Source organism: Bartonella sp. CB10SXKL (assembly GCF_042195515.1).
Classification (GTDB): Bacteria; Pseudomonadota; Alphaproteobacteria; order Rhizobiales; family Rhizobiaceae; genus Bartonella.
In genome coordinates this window covers 108,188-125,430 of sequence record NZ_JBHION010000006.1, presented here as the reverse complement: position 1 = coordinate 125,430, position 17,243 = coordinate 108,188, and the positions used below count along the sequence as shown (strand labels likewise).

At 37.6% G+C, this 17,243-nt stretch carries 18 protein-coding genes; 16 read left to right on the top strand and 2 right to left on the bottom strand.

Annotation, left to right across the window (positions count from 1 at the left end; genetic code table 11):
* The 16 genes from ACFIK3_RS04900 to ACFIK3_RS04825 form a co-directional block, all read left to right on the top strand.
* Positions 1 to 276 (top strand): YadA-like family protein (locus ACFIK3_RS04900; protein ID WP_375631103.1); only part of this gene is annotated, 276 nt, incomplete at its 5' end.
* Entirely contained in the window at positions 273 to 878 is a 606-nt protein-coding gene (locus tag ACFIK3_RS04895) for an invasion associated locus B family protein (RefSeq protein ID WP_273790643.1), read from the top strand. The genes ACFIK3_RS04900 and ACFIK3_RS04895, both read left to right, overlap by 4 nt.
* A gap of 906 nt (positions 879 to 1,784) precedes the next feature.
* A complete protein-coding gene (locus ACFIK3_RS04890) occupies positions 1,785 to 3,095 on the top strand; it encodes a Ppx/GppA phosphatase family protein (RefSeq protein ID WP_375676333.1) in 1,311 nt (436 codons plus the stop codon).
* Between the two features lie 29 nt (positions 3,096 to 3,124).
* Complete coding sequence (locus tag ACFIK3_RS04885) at positions 3,125 to 3,853, top strand: RlmE family RNA methyltransferase (RefSeq protein ID WP_375629986.1); 729 nt, start codon at positions 3,125 to 3,127, stop codon at positions 3,851 to 3,853.
* Between the two features lie 173 nt (positions 3,854 to 4,026).
* Complete coding sequence (gene obgE / locus ACFIK3_RS04880) at positions 4,027 to 5,052, top strand: GTPase ObgE (protein WP_375637586.1); 1,026 nt, start codon at positions 4,027 to 4,029, stop codon at positions 5,050 to 5,052.
* A 1-nt stretch (position 5,053) separates the two neighbouring features.
* Entirely contained in the window at positions 5,054 to 6,193 is a 1,140-nt protein-coding gene (gene proB, locus ACFIK3_RS04875) for a glutamate 5-kinase (RefSeq protein ID WP_375631102.1), read from the top strand.
* A gap of 45 nt (positions 6,194 to 6,238) precedes the next feature.
* Positions 6,239 to 7,495: a glutamate-5-semialdehyde dehydrogenase gene (locus tag ACFIK3_RS04870; protein WP_375676332.1), complete on the top strand. Its 1,257-nt coding sequence runs from the start codon at positions 6,239 to 6,241 to the stop codon at positions 7,493 to 7,495.
* Positions 7,496 to 7,524: 29 nt separating this feature from the next.
* Positions 7,525 to 8,118, top strand: a complete 594-nt coding sequence (locus ACFIK3_RS04865) for a nicotinate-nucleotide adenylyltransferase (RefSeq protein ID WP_273790637.1) — start codon at positions 7,525 to 7,527, stop codon at positions 8,116 to 8,118.
* A 111-nt stretch (positions 8,119 to 8,229) separates the two neighbouring features.
* Positions 8,230 to 8,616, top strand: a complete 387-nt coding sequence (gene rsfS / locus ACFIK3_RS04860) for a ribosome silencing factor (RefSeq protein ID WP_273790636.1) — start codon at positions 8,230 to 8,232, stop codon at positions 8,614 to 8,616.
* Position 8,617: 1 nt separating this feature from the next.
* The gene (gene rlmH, locus ACFIK3_RS04855; protein ID WP_273790635.1) at positions 8,618 to 9,100 is read left to right on the top strand and encodes a 23S rRNA (pseudouridine(1915)-N(3))-methyltransferase RlmH; all 483 of its coding nucleotides are present in this window, start codon (positions 8,618 to 8,620) and stop codon (positions 9,098 to 9,100) included.
* Positions 9,101 to 9,233: 133 nt separating this feature from the next.
* A complete protein-coding gene (locus ACFIK3_RS04850; protein WP_375676336.1) occupies positions 9,234 to 10,478 on the top strand; it encodes a murein hydrolase activator EnvC family protein in 1,245 nt (414 codons plus the stop codon).
* A complete protein-coding gene (locus ACFIK3_RS04845; protein WP_375643375.1) occupies positions 10,468 to 11,778 on the top strand; it encodes a S41 family peptidase in 1,311 nt (436 codons plus the stop codon). The genes ACFIK3_RS04850 and ACFIK3_RS04845 overlap by 11 nt, the downstream gene beginning before the upstream one ends.
* 39 nt (positions 11,779 to 11,817) lie before the next feature.
* Positions 11,818 to 12,339, top strand: a complete 522-nt coding sequence (locus ACFIK3_RS04840; protein ID WP_375676331.1) for an RNA pyrophosphohydrolase — start codon at positions 11,818 to 11,820, stop codon at positions 12,337 to 12,339.
* A gap of 99 nt (positions 12,340 to 12,438) precedes the next feature.
* Positions 12,439 to 12,999, top strand: coding sequence for an invasion associated locus B family protein (locus ACFIK3_RS04835; protein ID WP_273790632.1), 561 nt, complete (start codon positions 12,439 to 12,441; stop codon positions 12,997 to 12,999).
* Positions 13,000 to 13,325: 326 nt separating this feature from the next.
* Positions 13,326 to 13,619: a YggT family protein gene (locus ACFIK3_RS04830; protein ID WP_375676330.1), complete on the top strand. Its 294-nt coding sequence runs from the start codon at positions 13,326 to 13,328 to the stop codon at positions 13,617 to 13,619.
* Between the two features lie 22 nt (positions 13,620 to 13,641).
* Positions 13,642 to 13,956: a DUF167 domain-containing protein gene (locus tag ACFIK3_RS04825; RefSeq protein ID WP_273790630.1), complete on the top strand. Its 315-nt coding sequence runs from the start codon at positions 13,642 to 13,644 to the stop codon at positions 13,954 to 13,956.
* A 53-nt stretch (positions 13,957 to 14,009) separates the two neighbouring features.
* Here ACFIK3_RS04825 and ppa read toward each other — a convergent pair whose 3' ends face one another.
* Complete coding sequence (gene ppa, locus ACFIK3_RS04820) at positions 14,010 to 14,540, bottom strand: inorganic diphosphatase (protein ID WP_273790629.1); 531 nt, start codon at positions 14,538 to 14,540, stop codon at positions 14,010 to 14,012.
* Between the two features lie 68 nt (positions 14,541 to 14,608).
* Positions 14,609 to 16,435, bottom strand: coding sequence for a translational GTPase TypA (gene typA / locus ACFIK3_RS04815; RefSeq protein WP_273790628.1), 1,827 nt, complete (start codon positions 16,433 to 16,435; stop codon positions 14,609 to 14,611).
* Between the last annotated feature and the right edge of the window lie 808 nt (positions 16,436 to 17,243).

Here is a 17,243-nt window from a genome sequence, read left to right as displayed (position 1 = left end):
ATGAAATTTGAGACGTTGAATTATGCTATTCAGGATGTTCGGAAAGAAGCAAGACAAGCTGCTGCTATTGGTCTAGCGGTGTCCAACTTACGTTACTATGATATACCAGGATCTTTAAGTGTTTCATTTGGGAGTGGTTTATGGCGCAGTCAATCTGCACTTGCTCTTGGTGCTGGTTATACATCTGAAGATGGAAATATTCGCTCGAATGTATCTGTGACAAGTGCTGGAGGTCATTGGGGAATAGGCGCTGGAATTACTCTGAGGTTGAGATGATAATAGAAAAAATGGCTGTTATTGTAAAAACGAGAAGTATGTTAGTAAAGGTTCTGCTGTTTGCTCTTGCCTTAATAGGCAAGAGCGAAAGCTTTGCCAACGAGAATAATAATATTTATACGGTGCATCCACCGCACTTATCGATACCTAAGGGAGAACCTGGCGAAACACGTCGAATTATTATGCAATTTTATGATTGGACTTTGATTTGTGACGAAAAACAAAAGCTTAAACATAAGCAAGGTATATGTAATGTGACACAGACGGTTCATGATCAAGAAGGAAATACCATTTTTAGTTGGTCTCTTGTTTCTACGACAAGTGGTCAAGCAGTGATGCTTTTTCGAACATTGCCAAATTCTGATATAAATGTTCCGATTCAAATGTTTGTAAAAGATGTTAAAAAACCTGTTCTTATTAATTATACGCAATGTAATGAAACGGTTTGTTTGGCACAATCACCTGTAGGGCCGGTTTTGACTAAACAAATAGAGCAGAACAATAAGGTACGTATTTCCTATAAAACTAAAGAAGGTAAGGTATTTTCTTTTACTGTACCATTTAAAGGGTTAAATGCGGCACTTAATTCTTTCCGTCCTTAGAATCCATCGAGTATTTTTAACAAGAGTCATTTTTCCATAAATTGTTGTATTATATTTTTGAGTGTAAATTATAAGGTCAGATAAGTAAGAAGTTTTATATAATATGATATCGAGGTGATTTATTGGAAAGAGTGAGAGTTTTATGAATATAAAGTCACAGTAAGTTCTTTATATGTAATAGAAAATCAAGTTAGTGTTTCCTATAATGCTTAAAGAGTGATTTCGTTAGTTATTAAAAGTAAAAAAGATTAGAAATACTCGATTTCTTCCTTACAATAATGAGTAGACTAAATTCTTTTTTTAAGCTTCAAATGGATTTTTAATGCGGTCTGATTAAGCATTAATATTTTTCAGATAAATTTTATAATTCTAGAGTTTTTTTGAACGATAGTTTTTATTGGTATTCACGAAATAACAGCTATTGTAATTGCATTTTGTAGTACTACGGAACTTTTATTCCAGCATAATCAAAGCCATTTCATTGCATATAACAAACGTGTTTTGTGTGTGGATAACGAAAAAATTTTTTTTTCTTATAAACCGTACTAATGTATAGGTTGTTGTAACCTTAAAAGTCAGCAAATAGTATGATAGTGTAGGTTTGTTACAATAGAGGTGTGCTCCGTGTAAATGGTATAAAGAAAAGAGCATAATTTATAAAAATTGATGTGAACGTAAACGATTAATTTATAGTTTTAAGTTCATAAAGAGATGCATGATTTCACGGAAACAACCGAAAGATTATACAAAAATCTGAATGATGTTAGTGTAGAAAATTTTAATGATAGAAAAAGAAAGAATGATTTCTTGTATATATCATTTGATACTGCATTATTGCTTTATTTAGGAATGAGCAGAAGAGTTTTCGCGTTTATTTATTGGGGGAACGCTCAAGGGATAAGGGACATGACCCCGTTAAATTATGGTTCAAAAGAGTTAAAGCGAGGAGAAATATACGATACCAAAGCAGATCAGTTGTATGATCAGTGCAGTAGTAATACAAATAATCTTTCTGCATTGTCACGAACAGAGGCATACTCTGTCCTTGTTGATATAAAGAGACAACAGAGAAAAAAACATTATGAACAGAAACAGGTTTTTGTTCAATCTGAGGCAGCTTTTGAGTTTCATAATCAGATAATGATAGGTGCTCAAAAAACAAAAAAACTCAAAGCACCTTTTCTTCGACGGTTCCATCCAGTAAAATCTCCACCTCTTTATGCGGCACTTGATCTCGGAACAAATAATTGTCGTCTTCTTATCGCATCTCCCAGTAAACTTGGATATTTTCGTGTTGTTGATGCTTTTTCTCGTATTGTACGATTGGGAGAAGGTTTAATAAATAACGGTTTTCTTAATACACAAGCTATGGATCGTGCGATTGAGGCATTAAAGATTTGTCATTTAAAGCTAAAACAAAGGCATATTAAGCGTTATCGCTTGATTGCAACGGAAGCTTGTCGTTCTGCAGAAAATGGTAGACATTTTATTCAGCGTGTTTTGGAGGAGACAGGACTTGAATTGGAAATTGTTGATCGGCGAACAGAAGCGCGTTTTGCTGTTACAGGGTGTAGTACACTTGTTGAACCAAATACTGACGCAATTGTGCTTTTTGATATTGGAGGAGGGTCATCAGAAATTGTGCTACTTGATGTTTCTCAAAAGCGTTCTTTTCGTTTAGCTAGACAAATTATCGCTTGGACTTCTCTTCCTGTTGGTGTTGTTACGCTTGCTGAACGTTTTGGAGGGAATGATATTAGCTTAGACGATTTTGAAAAAATGAAAAGCTATGTGCGAGGGTTATTAAATAATTTTTCAGATCGTCATAAATTAGGAGAGTTAGCACAAGGTTCGAAGTTTCATCTTTTGGGAACCTCTGGTACAGTTACGACTTTAGCAGGAATGTATCTTAATTTAGAGCGTTATGATAGGAAAAAAGTGGATGGCATTTGGATGAAGGATGCAGACATTACACTTATGACACAACGTCTATTATCATGGGATATAGAAAAACGTGTCATAAGTCCTTTTATTGGGCGCGAGAGAGCAGATTTAGTTTTAGCTGGTTGTGCAATTTTAGATGTTATTCGGGAAGTTTGGCCAAGTCAGCGTTTAAGAGTTGCTGATCGTGGATTAAGGGAAGGAATTTTGATAGAGCTAATGTTACGCGATGGGGTATGGTGTCGTCGTAGAAAGAGCAGAGATTTCAAGCGTTAGAGAATTAAATATGGAGACAATGAATAACGATGAAAAAAACAACAAAAACACCGAGAGGTGGCTATGGAGGTTCAGGGTCACATGAATTATATCAGCGCGTAAAAAAGAAAGCAGGAACCATTAAAGCTTCATCACGACGATGGTTAGAGAGGCATCTGAATGATCCTTATGTCCATCAATCAAAAGTAGATGGGTATCGTTCGCGTGCGGCTTATAAACTCATTGAAATTAATGAGCGCTATAGGTTTTTGAAAAAAGGTCAAAAGGTTATTGATCTAGGAGCAGCACCTGGGGGCTGGTGTCAGGTGGTTGAGCGTATAGTAGGGTCAAGTGATGAGGATCCTAGCGTTGTTGGTATTGATTATTTACATGTTGATCCATTACCTAGAGTTGCCATGTTGGAAATGGATTTTTTGCATACAGATGCACCGCAGAAATTAATTGAAACTTTAGGGACAAAACCGGATGTGGTTCTTTCTGATATGGCAGCGCCAACAACAGGTCATCGTCAGACGGATCATTTAAGAACGATTTATTTATGTGAAGTTGCGGCTGATTTTGCTCTTTCGGTTCTTAAGCCTGGGGGACATTTTTTAGCAAAGGCTTTTCAAGGAGGAGCAGAAAACACTCTTCTTACGATACTAAAACAGCATTTTAAAAAAGTCTATCATGTTAAACCACCCGCAAGCCGATCAGAATCAGTAGAGCTTTATCTTCTAGCACTTGAATTTAAGGGAAAAACAAAAATACAAGAATAGCGCCTTCTTTTAAGAAGACTTAACTTTACTTAACCTATTTAGATGTGATGATTTTTTTCTCAAAGAGTTATCGGCGATAGTGACAGTTTTTCTGTTATCAATGATGAAAAACTGGTAAAACTAATGTATTGCCTATAGAGGTAAAGAGATTGATTCCTCAGTGAGTGTTTCCAATGAAATTTCTTGATCAAGCTAAAGTTTATATTCGTTCTGGTAATGGAGGTTCTGGAGCAGTATCATTTCGTCGTGAAAAATTCATAGAATTTGGGGGACCTGATGGGGGGAATGGAGGACGGGGTGGTGATGTTTGGGCTCTTGTTGTTGATGGGCTTAACACGCTGATTGATTATCGCTACCAACAGCATTTTAAAGCAAAAACAGGGGGGCATGGCAAGGGGCGTAATATGACGGGTGAAAAGGGTAATGATGTCATCCTTAAAGTTCCGGTTGGGACGCAAATTTTTGAAGAAGATAATACAACGTTAATATGTGATTTAACGGAAGTGGGACAGCGCTATCGCCTTGCAAAAGGAGGGAATGGCGGTTTTGGCAATCTTCACTTTACAACATCGACAAATCGGGCACCGCGTCGTGCAAATCCAGGTTTGGCTGGAGAAGAGCGTGCAATATGGCTTCGTTTGAAGTTAATTGCTGATGCGGGGCTTGTTGGTTTACCAAATGCTGGAAAATCAACTTTTTTAGCTTCTGTAACGGCTGCAAAACCAAAAGTTGCAGATTATCCTTTTACCACTCTACATCCTCATCTTGGTGTTGTACGTATTGATAGTCGTGAATTTGTTTTGGCTGATATTCCAGGATTAATTGAAGGAGCGCATGAAGGTGTGGGAATTGGAGATCGTTTTTTAGGACATGTGGAACGTTGTCGCGTACTGCTTCATCTAATTTCTTCTCAAGAAGAAGATGTAGCAAAAGCATATCAAATTGTGCGTCATGAACTTGAGGCATATGGAAATAATCTAAGTGATAAAACTGAAATTGTTGCTTTAAGCCAGATAGATACTCTGACAATTGAAGAGCGTGAAGCTAAACGGGAAGCTTTACAAAGAGCAGCGGATCAACCAGTTATGATGTTTTCTGCGGTTAGCCGCGAAGGTTTAGAAAATGTGCTGCGTGCTGGTGCACATATTATTGAAATGTCACGCAAAGAGGAGATCAGTGGGGATAGCAAGGTTGATTGAGATGGCTGTTGGATCGCAAAAACTTACACACTATAAACGTATTGTGGTCAAGATTGGATCTGCCCTTTTGGTTGATCCTCAGGCAGGTTTACGGGTTGAATGGCTTAAAAGCTTGATCAATGATGTTGTTGAATTACACAAAGGAGGCGTAGAGATATTATTGGTGTCTTCAGGTGCTATTGCTTTAGGAAGGACATTGCTACAGCTTCCTAAGGGGGCTTTGAAATTGGAAGAAAGCCAGGCATGTGCTGCTTTGGGGCAAATTGAGTTAGCAAAAACCTATGGTGATGCGCTTGCTCAACATGGGCTCAAAACAGGCCAAATTTTGCTCACTTTATTTGATACGGAGGAGCGAAGGCGTTATCTCAATGCACGTGCAACGATTGAGACGCTTTTATATTTGGGAGCTGTGCCTGTTATTAATGAGAATGATACTGTTGCAACAACTGAAATTCGTTATGGTGATAATGATCGTTTAGCTGCACGTGTGGCAACAATGGTGAGGGCAGATCTTTTAATACTTTTATCCGATATTGATGGTCTTTATACAAAGTCTCCCCATAGTGATCCTACGGCTGAATTTATACCTTTTGTTGCATCCATTACGCATGATATCGAAAAAATGGCAGATGTTGCTGCTTCAGAGTTTTCACGGGGAGGAATGAAGACTAAGCTTGAAGCCGGAAAAATAGCTAATGCTGCTGGAACGGCGATGATTATCACCTCAGGCAAGCGTATGAATCCTCTTGCTGCAATTGACAAAGGTGAACGCAAGAGTTTTTTTGCGGCAAGTAAGAAATCTGTCAATGCTTGGAAAACATGGATTTCTGGTCATTTAGATCCATCTGGTGTTTTGACGATTGATCAAGGAGCCATTAGGGCTCTTGAATCAGGAAAATCATTATTAGCTGCAGGGGTTATTGGCGTTGAGGGAAATTTCCAGCGTGGGGATACGGTTGCAATTGTTGGTACAGATGGAGTTGAGATTGCGCGTGGACTTGTAAGCTATGACAAAGATGAGGCTGTACGCATTATAGGACATAAAAGTGAAGAAATCGAAGCTATTCTTGGGTATGAGGCGCGCTCTGCTATGGTGCATCGTAATGATATGATTGTACGTTGCTTGACCAATACTGTTTAAAAAAGTTACTTTTGTTTTTATTGTTTTGGCAGAGTGGATGTTACGATGACTTTAGAAGAACAAATGAAAGATATGGGACAAAAAGCACGCTATGCCGCTGCAGCGTTAGCTGTTGCTTCTTCTGAGCAAAAGAACAATGCATTAGAAATGATCGCTTTAAGTCTAGAGGCTCAGTCAGATGAAATTTTACGGGCGAATTGTCAAGATTTAGAGAATGCTGCTCAGAATAATTTGAAAGCTGCAATGATTGATCGGCTAAAATTAGATGATTTGCGTTTACGTGCAATGATAGACAGTGTTCGCCAAGTTGCTCGTTTATCTGATCCTGTTGGACAAGTGATGGATGAATGGACGCGTCCAAATGGGCTTCATATAAGTCGTGTACGAACACCTCTTGGTGTGATTGGCATTATTTATGAAAGTCGTCCCAATGTTACAGTTGATGCGAGTTCTTTGTGCTTAAAAGCAGGTAATGCTGCGATTTTGCGCGGTGGTTCGGATAGCTTTCATTCTTCTCATGCTCTTCATTTAGCTTTGGTACAAGGTTTAGAGCGCTCTGGTTTACCCAAAGATGCTATCCAAATGGTTGGAACGACAGATCGTGCTGCCGTTGGGGAAATGCTCAAAGGATTGGATGGAGCGATTGATGTGATCGTACCACGTGGTGGAAAGAGCCTTGTTGCTCGTGTTCAGTCTGATGCACGTGTTCCAATTTTTGCTCATTTGGAGGGACTTTGTCATATTTATATTGATAAATCGGCAGATTTAGATATGGCACGCAATATTGTTTTAAATGCAAAGCTGCGGCGAACAGGGATATGCGGTGCTGTTGAGACAGTTCTCATTGACGGCCAAGCATTAAAAAAATTTCTTCCTGTTTTAACTGCTTTACAGGAAAAGGGGTGTGAAATTCGTGCCACAGAAGATATTGTTTTTCTTATGCCAGATGTCAAATTAGCTTCTGAAGAAGATTGGTCGCAGGAATATCTTGATGCTATTCTTTCTGTTAAAACGGTTGAGGGTGTTGAGGGAGCCATTTCTCATATCAAGCGTTATTCATCAGGACATACGGAATCGATTATTGCTGAGGATTTGGAAGTGGTGAAGAATTTTTTTAATCATTTAGATTCAGCTATTTTATTACACAATGCATCTACACAATTTGCTGATGGAGGTGAATTTGGTTTTGGAATGGAAATTGGTATCGCAACAGGAAAAATGCATGCACGTGGTCCCATAGGTGTTGGACAGCTAACATCATTTCAATATCACGTTAAAGGAAATGGTCAGGTTAGAGCTTGAGAACACCATTTTTTCCATGGAAAAATTGTATGCCACATGTTGAAAGATCTAATGTTGTGGGTCTTTTTGGTGGTTCCTTTAATCCACCGCATGCGGGGCATCTTCTTGTTGCAAAAATTGCCATTCGGCGTTTGCATCTTGATCAGTTATGGTGGATGATCACTCCAGGAAATCCTTTAAAGGATTGTACACAGTTGCCCTCTTTAGAGGAGAGAATGCAATTAAGTTTTAAACTTATTGACCATCCAAAAATTCGCTTAACAGGTTTTGAACAGGCTATAGGGAGCAAAGTATCAGTAGATACGATTTTTCATATTCTTACCCATTACAGTGGCGTAAATTTTGTATGGATTATGGGGGCAGATAGTTTTGCGACGATACATCAATGGTATCGATGGCATGATATCGTCTCTATGCTTCCTATTGCGATTATTGATCGTCCTTTAGGCAATCGGTCAGCACTTTCTTCTCCTATGGCACATATTTATCGCCGTTTTCGTTTGGATGAGAGAGAAAGTAAGCGATTACCTTTTATCAAGCCACCAGTTTGGACTTATTTGCATGGACCTTTATCTTTTCAATCTTCAACAAACCTTCGTTTGAAGAAGAATGATTTTTCTTGAACATTTCATAAGATTCTGCTTCTCTTTAGAGAAGTCTCTTTTTTAGATTCCACAACGATAAGAAAGGATATTGATCTGAAAAACGTTGCACACAAACACTCTTACGATATTATGCCTTCAAAAGAAAAAAAAGTTTTTTCTGTTAGTGAGAGTCTTGAAGTTATTCTCAAGAGTTTAGAAGATACAAAAGCAGAAGATATTGTTGCTATTGATATTCGAGGGAAGTCATCTTTGGCTGATTATATGGTCATAGCTTCAGCAAATTCGCAGCGTCATGTATCGTCTGTTGCTGATCATTTATTACATACTTGGAAAGATAGTGGGCAGGGGCTTGCGCGTGTAGAAGGGCTTGCTGGAGGTGACTGGGTATTGATTGATACAGGTGATATTATCACTCATCTTTTTCGTCCAGAAATTCGTCTTTTTTATAATTTAGAAAAAATATGGATGACACCGGATTTAAACGATACGGCTTTGCTTCTCTTCGGAGATCATTAAAATGCAAATTTCTATTTTTGCGGTTGGTCGTATGAAAAGTGGGGCGGAGCAAAAATTAGTTCAGCATTATTTGGATCGTTTTTCTAAAATTTCTGGAGATGTAGGCTTTCATTTAAAAAAGTTACAAGAGATACCAGAAAGTCGTGCTCAAACAGTTTGTCAACGTATGGAGGAAGAGGGCAGAAAACTTATTGAATTTTTACCTGAAAAATGTCGATTAATTGTGTTAGATGAGCGTGGAGAATCGATTTCGTCAATTTCTTTTTCTGAAAAATTGAGGTGTTATCGTGATGAGGGCATTCGAGATGTCGTCATTGCTTTGGGAGGACCTGATGGGCATAATGAACAAATAAAGAAGCGTGCTGATTTTCTTTTATCTTTTGGTTTGATGACGTGGCCACATCAAATTGCACGTATTCTTCTTACAGAACAACTTTACCGCGCTGTAACAATTGAAAATAATCATCCGTATCATCGTTTTTAATATTTTTGTGCAATTTTTAGCACTTATTTATATGTTTATTAATATTGTTTTAGCTGACACCATTTAAAGCATCTCTAATGTATACGATGAGGTGTCATGGTTTTTGCAAATGAAAAAGCTTCTTCATAGAAAGATGCTATATTTATATGAGGAGTGCGTCATATTTGTCATTCTGCTCTTGAGTATGTTTTTTTGCTTTTCTGTATCGCACGCGGAAGATACAATGAGGAGTACGGAAGTACATAAAGAATTAGGAGAAATTCGCCAAAATATTTCACTTTCGCGTGAGCGTGTTGCTTTTCTTATGCATCAAGTTGAGCATTTAAAAAAAGATCAACGTGTTTTGAGTGATGCACTCATAAAGGCGGCTAAAGAAGAACGTATAGTAGCAGATGATATTGCTAAAAGGGAAGAAAAGCTTAAAAAAATGATAGAAAAGCGGGTACAAGTCTATCAAAGTTTAAAAAATCGTCGTGCTGAATTTGCGGAAGTTCTTGCAATTTTGGAGCGTATGGGATTGAATCCGCCTCCTGCTCTTATGATACAGCCAGAGGACGCGTTGGCTTCTATACGTAGTTCTGTTTTATTAGGTACTGTTATTCCTCAGATGCAGGAGAAAACACGAGATTTAACAGAAAAACTCAAGGAGTTGACCAATTTGAGTAATTCCATTACTACGGAATATAAGGCATTAAAGACAAAACTGCAAAATCAAGCAGAGCAGCGAAAACGTCTAGAGCTTTTATTAGACCAAAAAAACAAACTACAAAAAAAATCAGAAAAAGAACTTACAGAACAGCAACAAAAAAATATTGCTCTTGCTAAAAAAGCGCAGTCTTTGGAAGAATTGATTTTAGAGCTCGATCGTCAGTCAAAACTTAACTCTGATGCATCAGTACAGGTACGGAAAAGTTTGCAATTGTTAGAACAGTCCAATTTTGAAAGCCGAAAAGGTTCTTTACTTTTTCCTGTTTCAGGAAAAAGAATACATCACTCTAACAAAAGTTCGCAGATTACGCGCTTTGGTGAAACGATAGAAACAGAGGCAGGAGCTGTTGTTGTATCACCTGTGGATGCTTTTGTTGCTTTTGCAGGGCCATTTCGTTCTTATGGACAGTTAATCATTCTCAATGTTGGAAATGGTTATCATATCATTCTTACTGGAATGTCGAGAATTAATGTAAAACAGGGGCAATTTGTTCTTTCAGGTGAGCCTCTGGGTATAATGGAGATGCAATTTATTTCAAACAGTGTTGCATTGGATATAGGAAAAACTTCTCCAATGCTTTACATTGAGTTTAGAAAGCAGGGAAAACCTGTAAATCCAACTCCTTGGTGGCAGACTGAAAAAATAAGAAGGAGCCAAAATGATTCGTAAAGTTATTCTTTTGGTCGCTGGGGTATTGCTCGGCGCCTGTTCAATGATTATGGTGCAGTCTGTTGCTGCGAATAATGAAGATAATGCATATAAAAAGCTAGCTATATTTGGCGATGTTTTTGAGCGTGTGCGTATGCAATACGTTACAGTTCCAGATGATAAAAAGCTTATTGAAAATGCTATCAATGGCATGCTCACATCACTGGACCCTCATTCATCTTATTTGAATGCTGAAGAAGCCAAGGATATGCGGGATTCTACGAAAGGAGAGTTCGGAGGTCTTGGTATTGAGGTCACTATGGAAAAAAACTTAATTAAAGTTGTTTCACCAATGGATGATACTCCCGCTTCAAAAGCAGGTATTCTAGCAGGAGACCTTATTTCAAAAATTGATGATGTACAAACGAATGGTCAAACATTGAATGAAGCTGTTAATAAGATGCGAGGTGCTCCTGGAACGCCAATTACCTTAACAATTATTCGTTCTGGCGTTGATAAGCCATTTGAAGTGAAGATTATTCGTGATATTATCAAAGTAAAAGCGGTGAAATATCGGGTTGAGGGTGATATTGGATATTTAAGAGTTATCCAGTTTTCTGAGCAGACATTGAATAATCTTCTGGCGGCAATTAAAGATATCCAATCTAAAATTCCTGAAGATAAGCTAAAAGGTTACGTCCTTGATTTGCGGCTTAATCCGGGTGGGCTTTTAGATCAAGCTGTTAATGTTTCGAGTGCTTTTCTCAATAAAGGTGAAATTGTGTCGACTCGTGGGCGCAAAAAGAGTGATGTGACAAGATTTGATGCGAAGCCAGGTGATGTCATCAATGGAAAACCGCTCATTGTCCTTATTAATGGTGGTTCGGCAAGTGCTTCTGAAATTGTTGCGGGTGCATTACAAGATCATCGTCGTGCAACAATTTTAGGGACGCAGTCTTTTGGTAAAGGATCTGTTCAAACAATTATTCCTTTGGGTGAAAATGGGGCTTTACGCTTAACAACAGCACTTTATTACACGCCATCTGGCACTTCTATTCAAGGAACAGGGATCACGCCTGATATTATTGTAGAGCAACCACTCCCTGAAAAATATAAGGGTTATGATGTAAAAGTTGGTGAGTCTGCATTAAAAGGACATATCAAAGGAAAACGAGAGAGTAATAAAGGATCTGGTTCAGCTGCTTTTGTTCCCAAAGACCCTAAAGATGATATCCAGTTGAATGAGGCTTATAAATTGTTACGAGGTGAAATGGCAAATGCAGCATTTCCACCAGATCCCAATAAGGATGTGTTAAAGTGAGAATTGATATCTATAGCTTGCGATTTTGAGGAATATTAAATGGATGCAGGTATTAATTTGAAGGTTCTTCCATATCGCAAATGTGTTGGGATTGTTATCTTTAATCATGACGGTAAAGTGTGGGTTGGGCGTCGTTTAATGATGCCCATTCATGCAGATATTGAAATATCTCATCGTTGGCAGCTTCCTCAAGGAGGGATTGATGAAGATGAAAAACCATTAGATGCAGCATATCGTGAACTTTATGAAGAAACGGGTATTCGATCTGTGAAGTTGATTAAAGAAGCACAAAATTGGTTCCATTATGATTTTCCACAAGAACTTATTGGGTGCACATTAACAAATAAATATCGTGGGCAAATACAAAAATGGTTTGCTTTCCAGTTTACAGGAAAGCTTTCTGAAATTGCGATTAATCCGCCACCAGATGGCAATAAAGCGGAATTCGATCAATGGAAATGGATTGATCTAGAAACCCTTCCGTTGATTGCTGTTTCTTTTAAAAAGCACGTTTATACGAAAGTTGTCAACGAATTTCGAGGTAGCCTTAGACCATTATAAAAGCTATATGATTACGAGAAAGCTTTTTTTATTAAGATGCTTTATATTATAATAAATAATAAACATGTTTCTCTTTTATGTAAAGAACAGGAATATAAAATGAAAAAGTTATTTAATTTACTTATAGTTTTTACTCTCTTGAGTATTTCATCTGTTGCATTTGCAACAAGTTCAAAACCTCCTGCATCAAAAGATGCGGCAGCGACATTGCCAAATGGAGCTTCTTCTTTGACTGAAACCTACGGTTTGTGGACTATTAACTGTGGTATACAAGAAGGGAAAAGAATTTGTTTTATGCACCGTCAAGAAGTGAATGAGCAGGGGCGTGTTGTTGTGGCTATGGGCCTTACTCTCGATGCTGAGGGTGTTGTATCTGGTAATTTAACAGTTCCTTTTGGCATTTTGGTTTCTAAGCCTGTTCGTTTACAAGTTGATGAGGGAAAAGCTGTTATCGAAACCGGTATCCGGACTTGTGTACCAGCAGGTTGTGTGGTTCCTGTCGTTTTTGACAAAAATCACGTAGCAGCTTTACGTTCTGGAAAACAGTTAAAGTTGGCGATGACAATTGCTGCTGCAGGTGAACCAGCTTTGAATGATTTATTTGTTCAGCTAGATGGTTTTAGCAGTGCTCTTAATCGTTTGACTGCTTTGCAGAAATAATTCTAAAACTAAAAACGGCCTTTTAAAGGCCGTTTTTAGTTTGTTTGTTTTTTATATATTAATAATTAAGACGATGAGATTTAAGATTAATCCTATAAGGGATATTCAGATTTTTTGCCGTTTCTTCTATTGTATGTTCTATTTTTAATTTTGATATTTGTTTTCTAACTGCATCGTCATTAAATAGAGAGATGAAGAATTTAGATATCTGGTTTTTATTCAAGAAAAAAGAGTATTGAAATATAAAACCATTTTTTGATACACAGACCTGCTTAATGAAGGTTTTCTATACGCTCTTCTGTTTCCTTGATTGAAAGGGATGACGCATGATTTATGCATTGCTTCGAACGATTGATTTGATTTTTGAGATTTATATTGATATTTTAATCGCTAGTGTCATTTTTTCTTGGCTTTATGTCTTTAATATCATAAATTCACGCAATCGCTTTGTTGTTTTGGTAGGAAGCTTTCTAGATCATCTTACAAATCCCGTTCTAAGCCGTATCCGGAAAATTTTACCAAATTTGGGAACGATTGATATTTCACCTATTGTAGTGTTCATTATTATATATTTTATTCGTACTTTTATGTGGCGCGTTTACGCAAACATGTATGTATAGAAATATTACTTGAGGCGAATACATGTTTTATCAAGTTGATAAAAATAACTTGATTTTGTTTGTATATCTCATTCCCAAATCGTCCGTTGACAAAATAATAGGGATTGAATGTAGGGATGGTGAGAAACAATATCTGGTTATACGCCTTCGTGCTGTTCCTGAAGATGGAAAAGCGAATAAAGCTCTCATTAAATTTCTTGCCAAGCAATGGAGAATACCATCTTCTTCTATTTCTCTGAAAAACGGTGCAATATCTCGCTACAAACAACTTTACTTTTCAACACATTTAGAAGAGCTAAAGCAGATATGGCAATCCTTTAGAGATTGCATCTCGTAGAAAAAATAAAGAATAAAGCCTATTTTTAAATAGGCTTTATTTTATTAAAATCGTTATATTTTTTTATTGCGCTCAACAGCTTGCTTAATTAATTCATGCGCAAAGTTTTTATCACGCCATCCTTCAATTTTAGCCCATTTTCCAGGTTCCAGATCTTTGTAATGCTTGAAGAAATGTTCAATTTGTTTGAGTGTAATCTCGGGTAGATCTGTATAGTCATGAATATTGATATAGCGTTTTGTTAATTTTGTAGTGGGAATGGCAATAATTTTTTCATCTTTACCACCATCATCTTCCATCATTAAAGCTCCGATGGGGCGAACATTGATAACACAACCAGGCATAAGTGGACGGGTATTACAGATAAGGACATCAATAGGATCACCATCATCTGAAAGCGTATGAGGGACAAAACCGTAATTTCCAGGATAAACCATTGATGTATGAAGAAAACGGTCAACAAATAATGCACCAGACTTTTTATCCATCTCATATTTTATTGGTTGCCCACCAAGGGAGACTTCCACAATAACGTTAATATCTTCTGGTGGATTTTTGCCTACGGGTATTTCCTTAATATTCATAGAGACATCCTTTCTGGAATATAGTGAGGCTCAATACAATTAAATATTTTACCAAAGAGATTATGAAATTAACTTGAAATTGATGCACGTGTTTTTTCAAAACGTTTACGTTCATTAGGATCAAGATAGAGTTTGCGGAGACGAATATTTTTAGGGGTTACCTCCACAAGTTCATCATCTTGTATCCACGATAAGGCACGTTCTAATGTCATTTTAATGGGAGGCGTTAACTTTACGGCCTCATCTTTTCCAGAAGCGCGCATATTGGTGAGTTTTTTCCCTTTTAAGACATTGACTTCTAAGTCATTATCTCGTGAGTGGATGCCAATAATCATACCTTGATAGACTTTCACACCCGCATCGATGATCATAGGACCACGATCTTCAAGATTAAAAAGAGCATAAGCGACAGATTCACCGTTGTCATTTGAAATCATAACACCATTAACACGACCAGCAATGTCTCCTTTATAAGGTTCATAAGCATGGAAAAGGCGATTCATAATTGCTGTACCACGTGTGTCCGTTAAAAGTTCAGATTGATAACCAATGAGTCCTCGGGTTGGTGCATAAAAGACAAGGCGGACACGATTACCTCCAGAAGGACGTAATTCCACCATTTCGCCTTTACGTTCAGACATTTTTTGTACAACAGTACCGGAATATTCTTCATCAACATCGATAACAACTTCTTCGATTGGCTCAAGAGTTATTCCATTTTCATCTTTTTGCATAACAACACGTGGGCGTGAAACACTAAGTTCAAATCCTTCACGGCGCATATTTTCAATGAGAACTGCAAGCTGTAATTCTCCTCGTCCTGAAACGTAGAAAGAATCTTTATCGGCTGATTCTTCAATTTTAAGAGCGACATTGCCTTCTGCTTCTTTTAACAATCGGTCACGAATGACACGGCTTGTTACTTTATCGCCTTCAGTTCCAGCAAGGGGACTATCGTTGACGAGAAAACTCATAGTAACAGTAGGAGGATCAATTGGTTGGGCAGTAAGGGGTTCATTGACAGTAGGATCACAGAAAGTATCAGCTACGGTACCTTTTTGTAGACCTGCAATCGCAACAATATCACCAGCACTTCCTTCTTCAATAGGTTGCCGTTCTAAGCCACGAAACGCTAAAATTTTTGAAATACGCCCAGTTTCTAAAAGTTTTCCATCTTGTCCAAGAACTTTGACATTTTGATTGGGTTTTAGACAGCCAGAATGAATCCGCCCTGTAATAATTCGTCCCAAAAACGGATCCGCTTCAAGAATAGTTCCAATCATGCGAAACGGTCCTTCTGCTACACTAGGAGAAGGGACATGCTGCGTCACAAGATCAAATAAAGGACCTAATCCATGATCTTTTGGTCCTTCAGGGGCTTCAGCCATCCATCCATCGCGTCCAGATCCATAAAGAATAGGAAAATCAAGCTGTTCATCGGTTGCATCAAGAGCAGCGAAAAGGTCAAAAACCTCATTAATGACTTCATCAACGCGTGCATCCGGTCGGTCAATTTTATTAATAGCAACAATAGGGCGCAATCCTACTTTCAATGCTTTGCCAACAACAAATTTTGTTTGTGGCATTGGTCCTTCAGCAGCATCAACAAGTACAATGGCTCCATCAACCATATTTAGAATGCGTTCAACTTCTCCACCAAAGTCGGCGTGTCCTGGTGTATCAACAATATTAATTCGTGTATCTTTCCAAACAACAGATGTCACTTTCGCTAGGATTGTAATTCCGCGTTCTTTCTCAATATCGTTTGAATCCATCATACGTTCGCTTGTACGCTGATTATCACGGAAGTTTCCTGATTGCTTGAGAAGTCCGTCTACAAGCGTTGTTTTCCCATGGTCAACGTGGGCAATGATGGCAATGTTACGCAATTGCATAAATTTTCTTCTTTTCGTTTAATGAAATTTCATTTGAGGCAAAGTCTTTACATTCTTTGCCTGACTATTAAAAAACCTTTTACATGTTTTTTTATAGTTTTGGAAGATGGAGGCAATATTTTTATGACAAAACTATTTATCCAAGTCTTTAAGGCTCTATTAAGCTTCAATTGCTGGAGCTTCGTAAAAGGATTTTTATAGTGCGTATGTTCTATTCTCGAGCTAAGAATTATCCAAAAAATCACCGTCAACTTGATTTCTATCAATATGACACAAGGAGTTTATATGAGCTCTTGTAAGAGTAAGTAAGTATAAAGCTAGCCATATTATTGTTGTTGTTTTGCAAAGAGATTAATAAAAATCCGGAATATCTCTCAATCCATAGCCAATTTATTGACAATTGTACAACATTCTTATTCTAAATAAAGCTTTTTCTTATTCTATAACTTGTCAATCAAAATCCAGATCTAATGCAACCGTGTATTTGAGGTAAATATTGAGATGATTAAGAATTTTATAAGAAGTTCTAGCTTTTATATGCCAGATTGGGCAAGAGTTATATCTGTTTGATTTATTTATGAACCCGGAATACAGTTTTATTTAGAAAGAATATGAAGGCATCCAAAGAAAATTTCCATCTTTGCCGTTAATCCAATTTATGCTTTCAAAGGCATCTAAAGTAATATCTTTTAAACCATGGAGATAGTGCTTTGCCCCTCACACTTTTGTTAATCGTATTCTCTAATAGGAGCATGCTTTTCATGCCAAACAGAACACTTTAAACAGAATATACTTGTTGTTGCATATT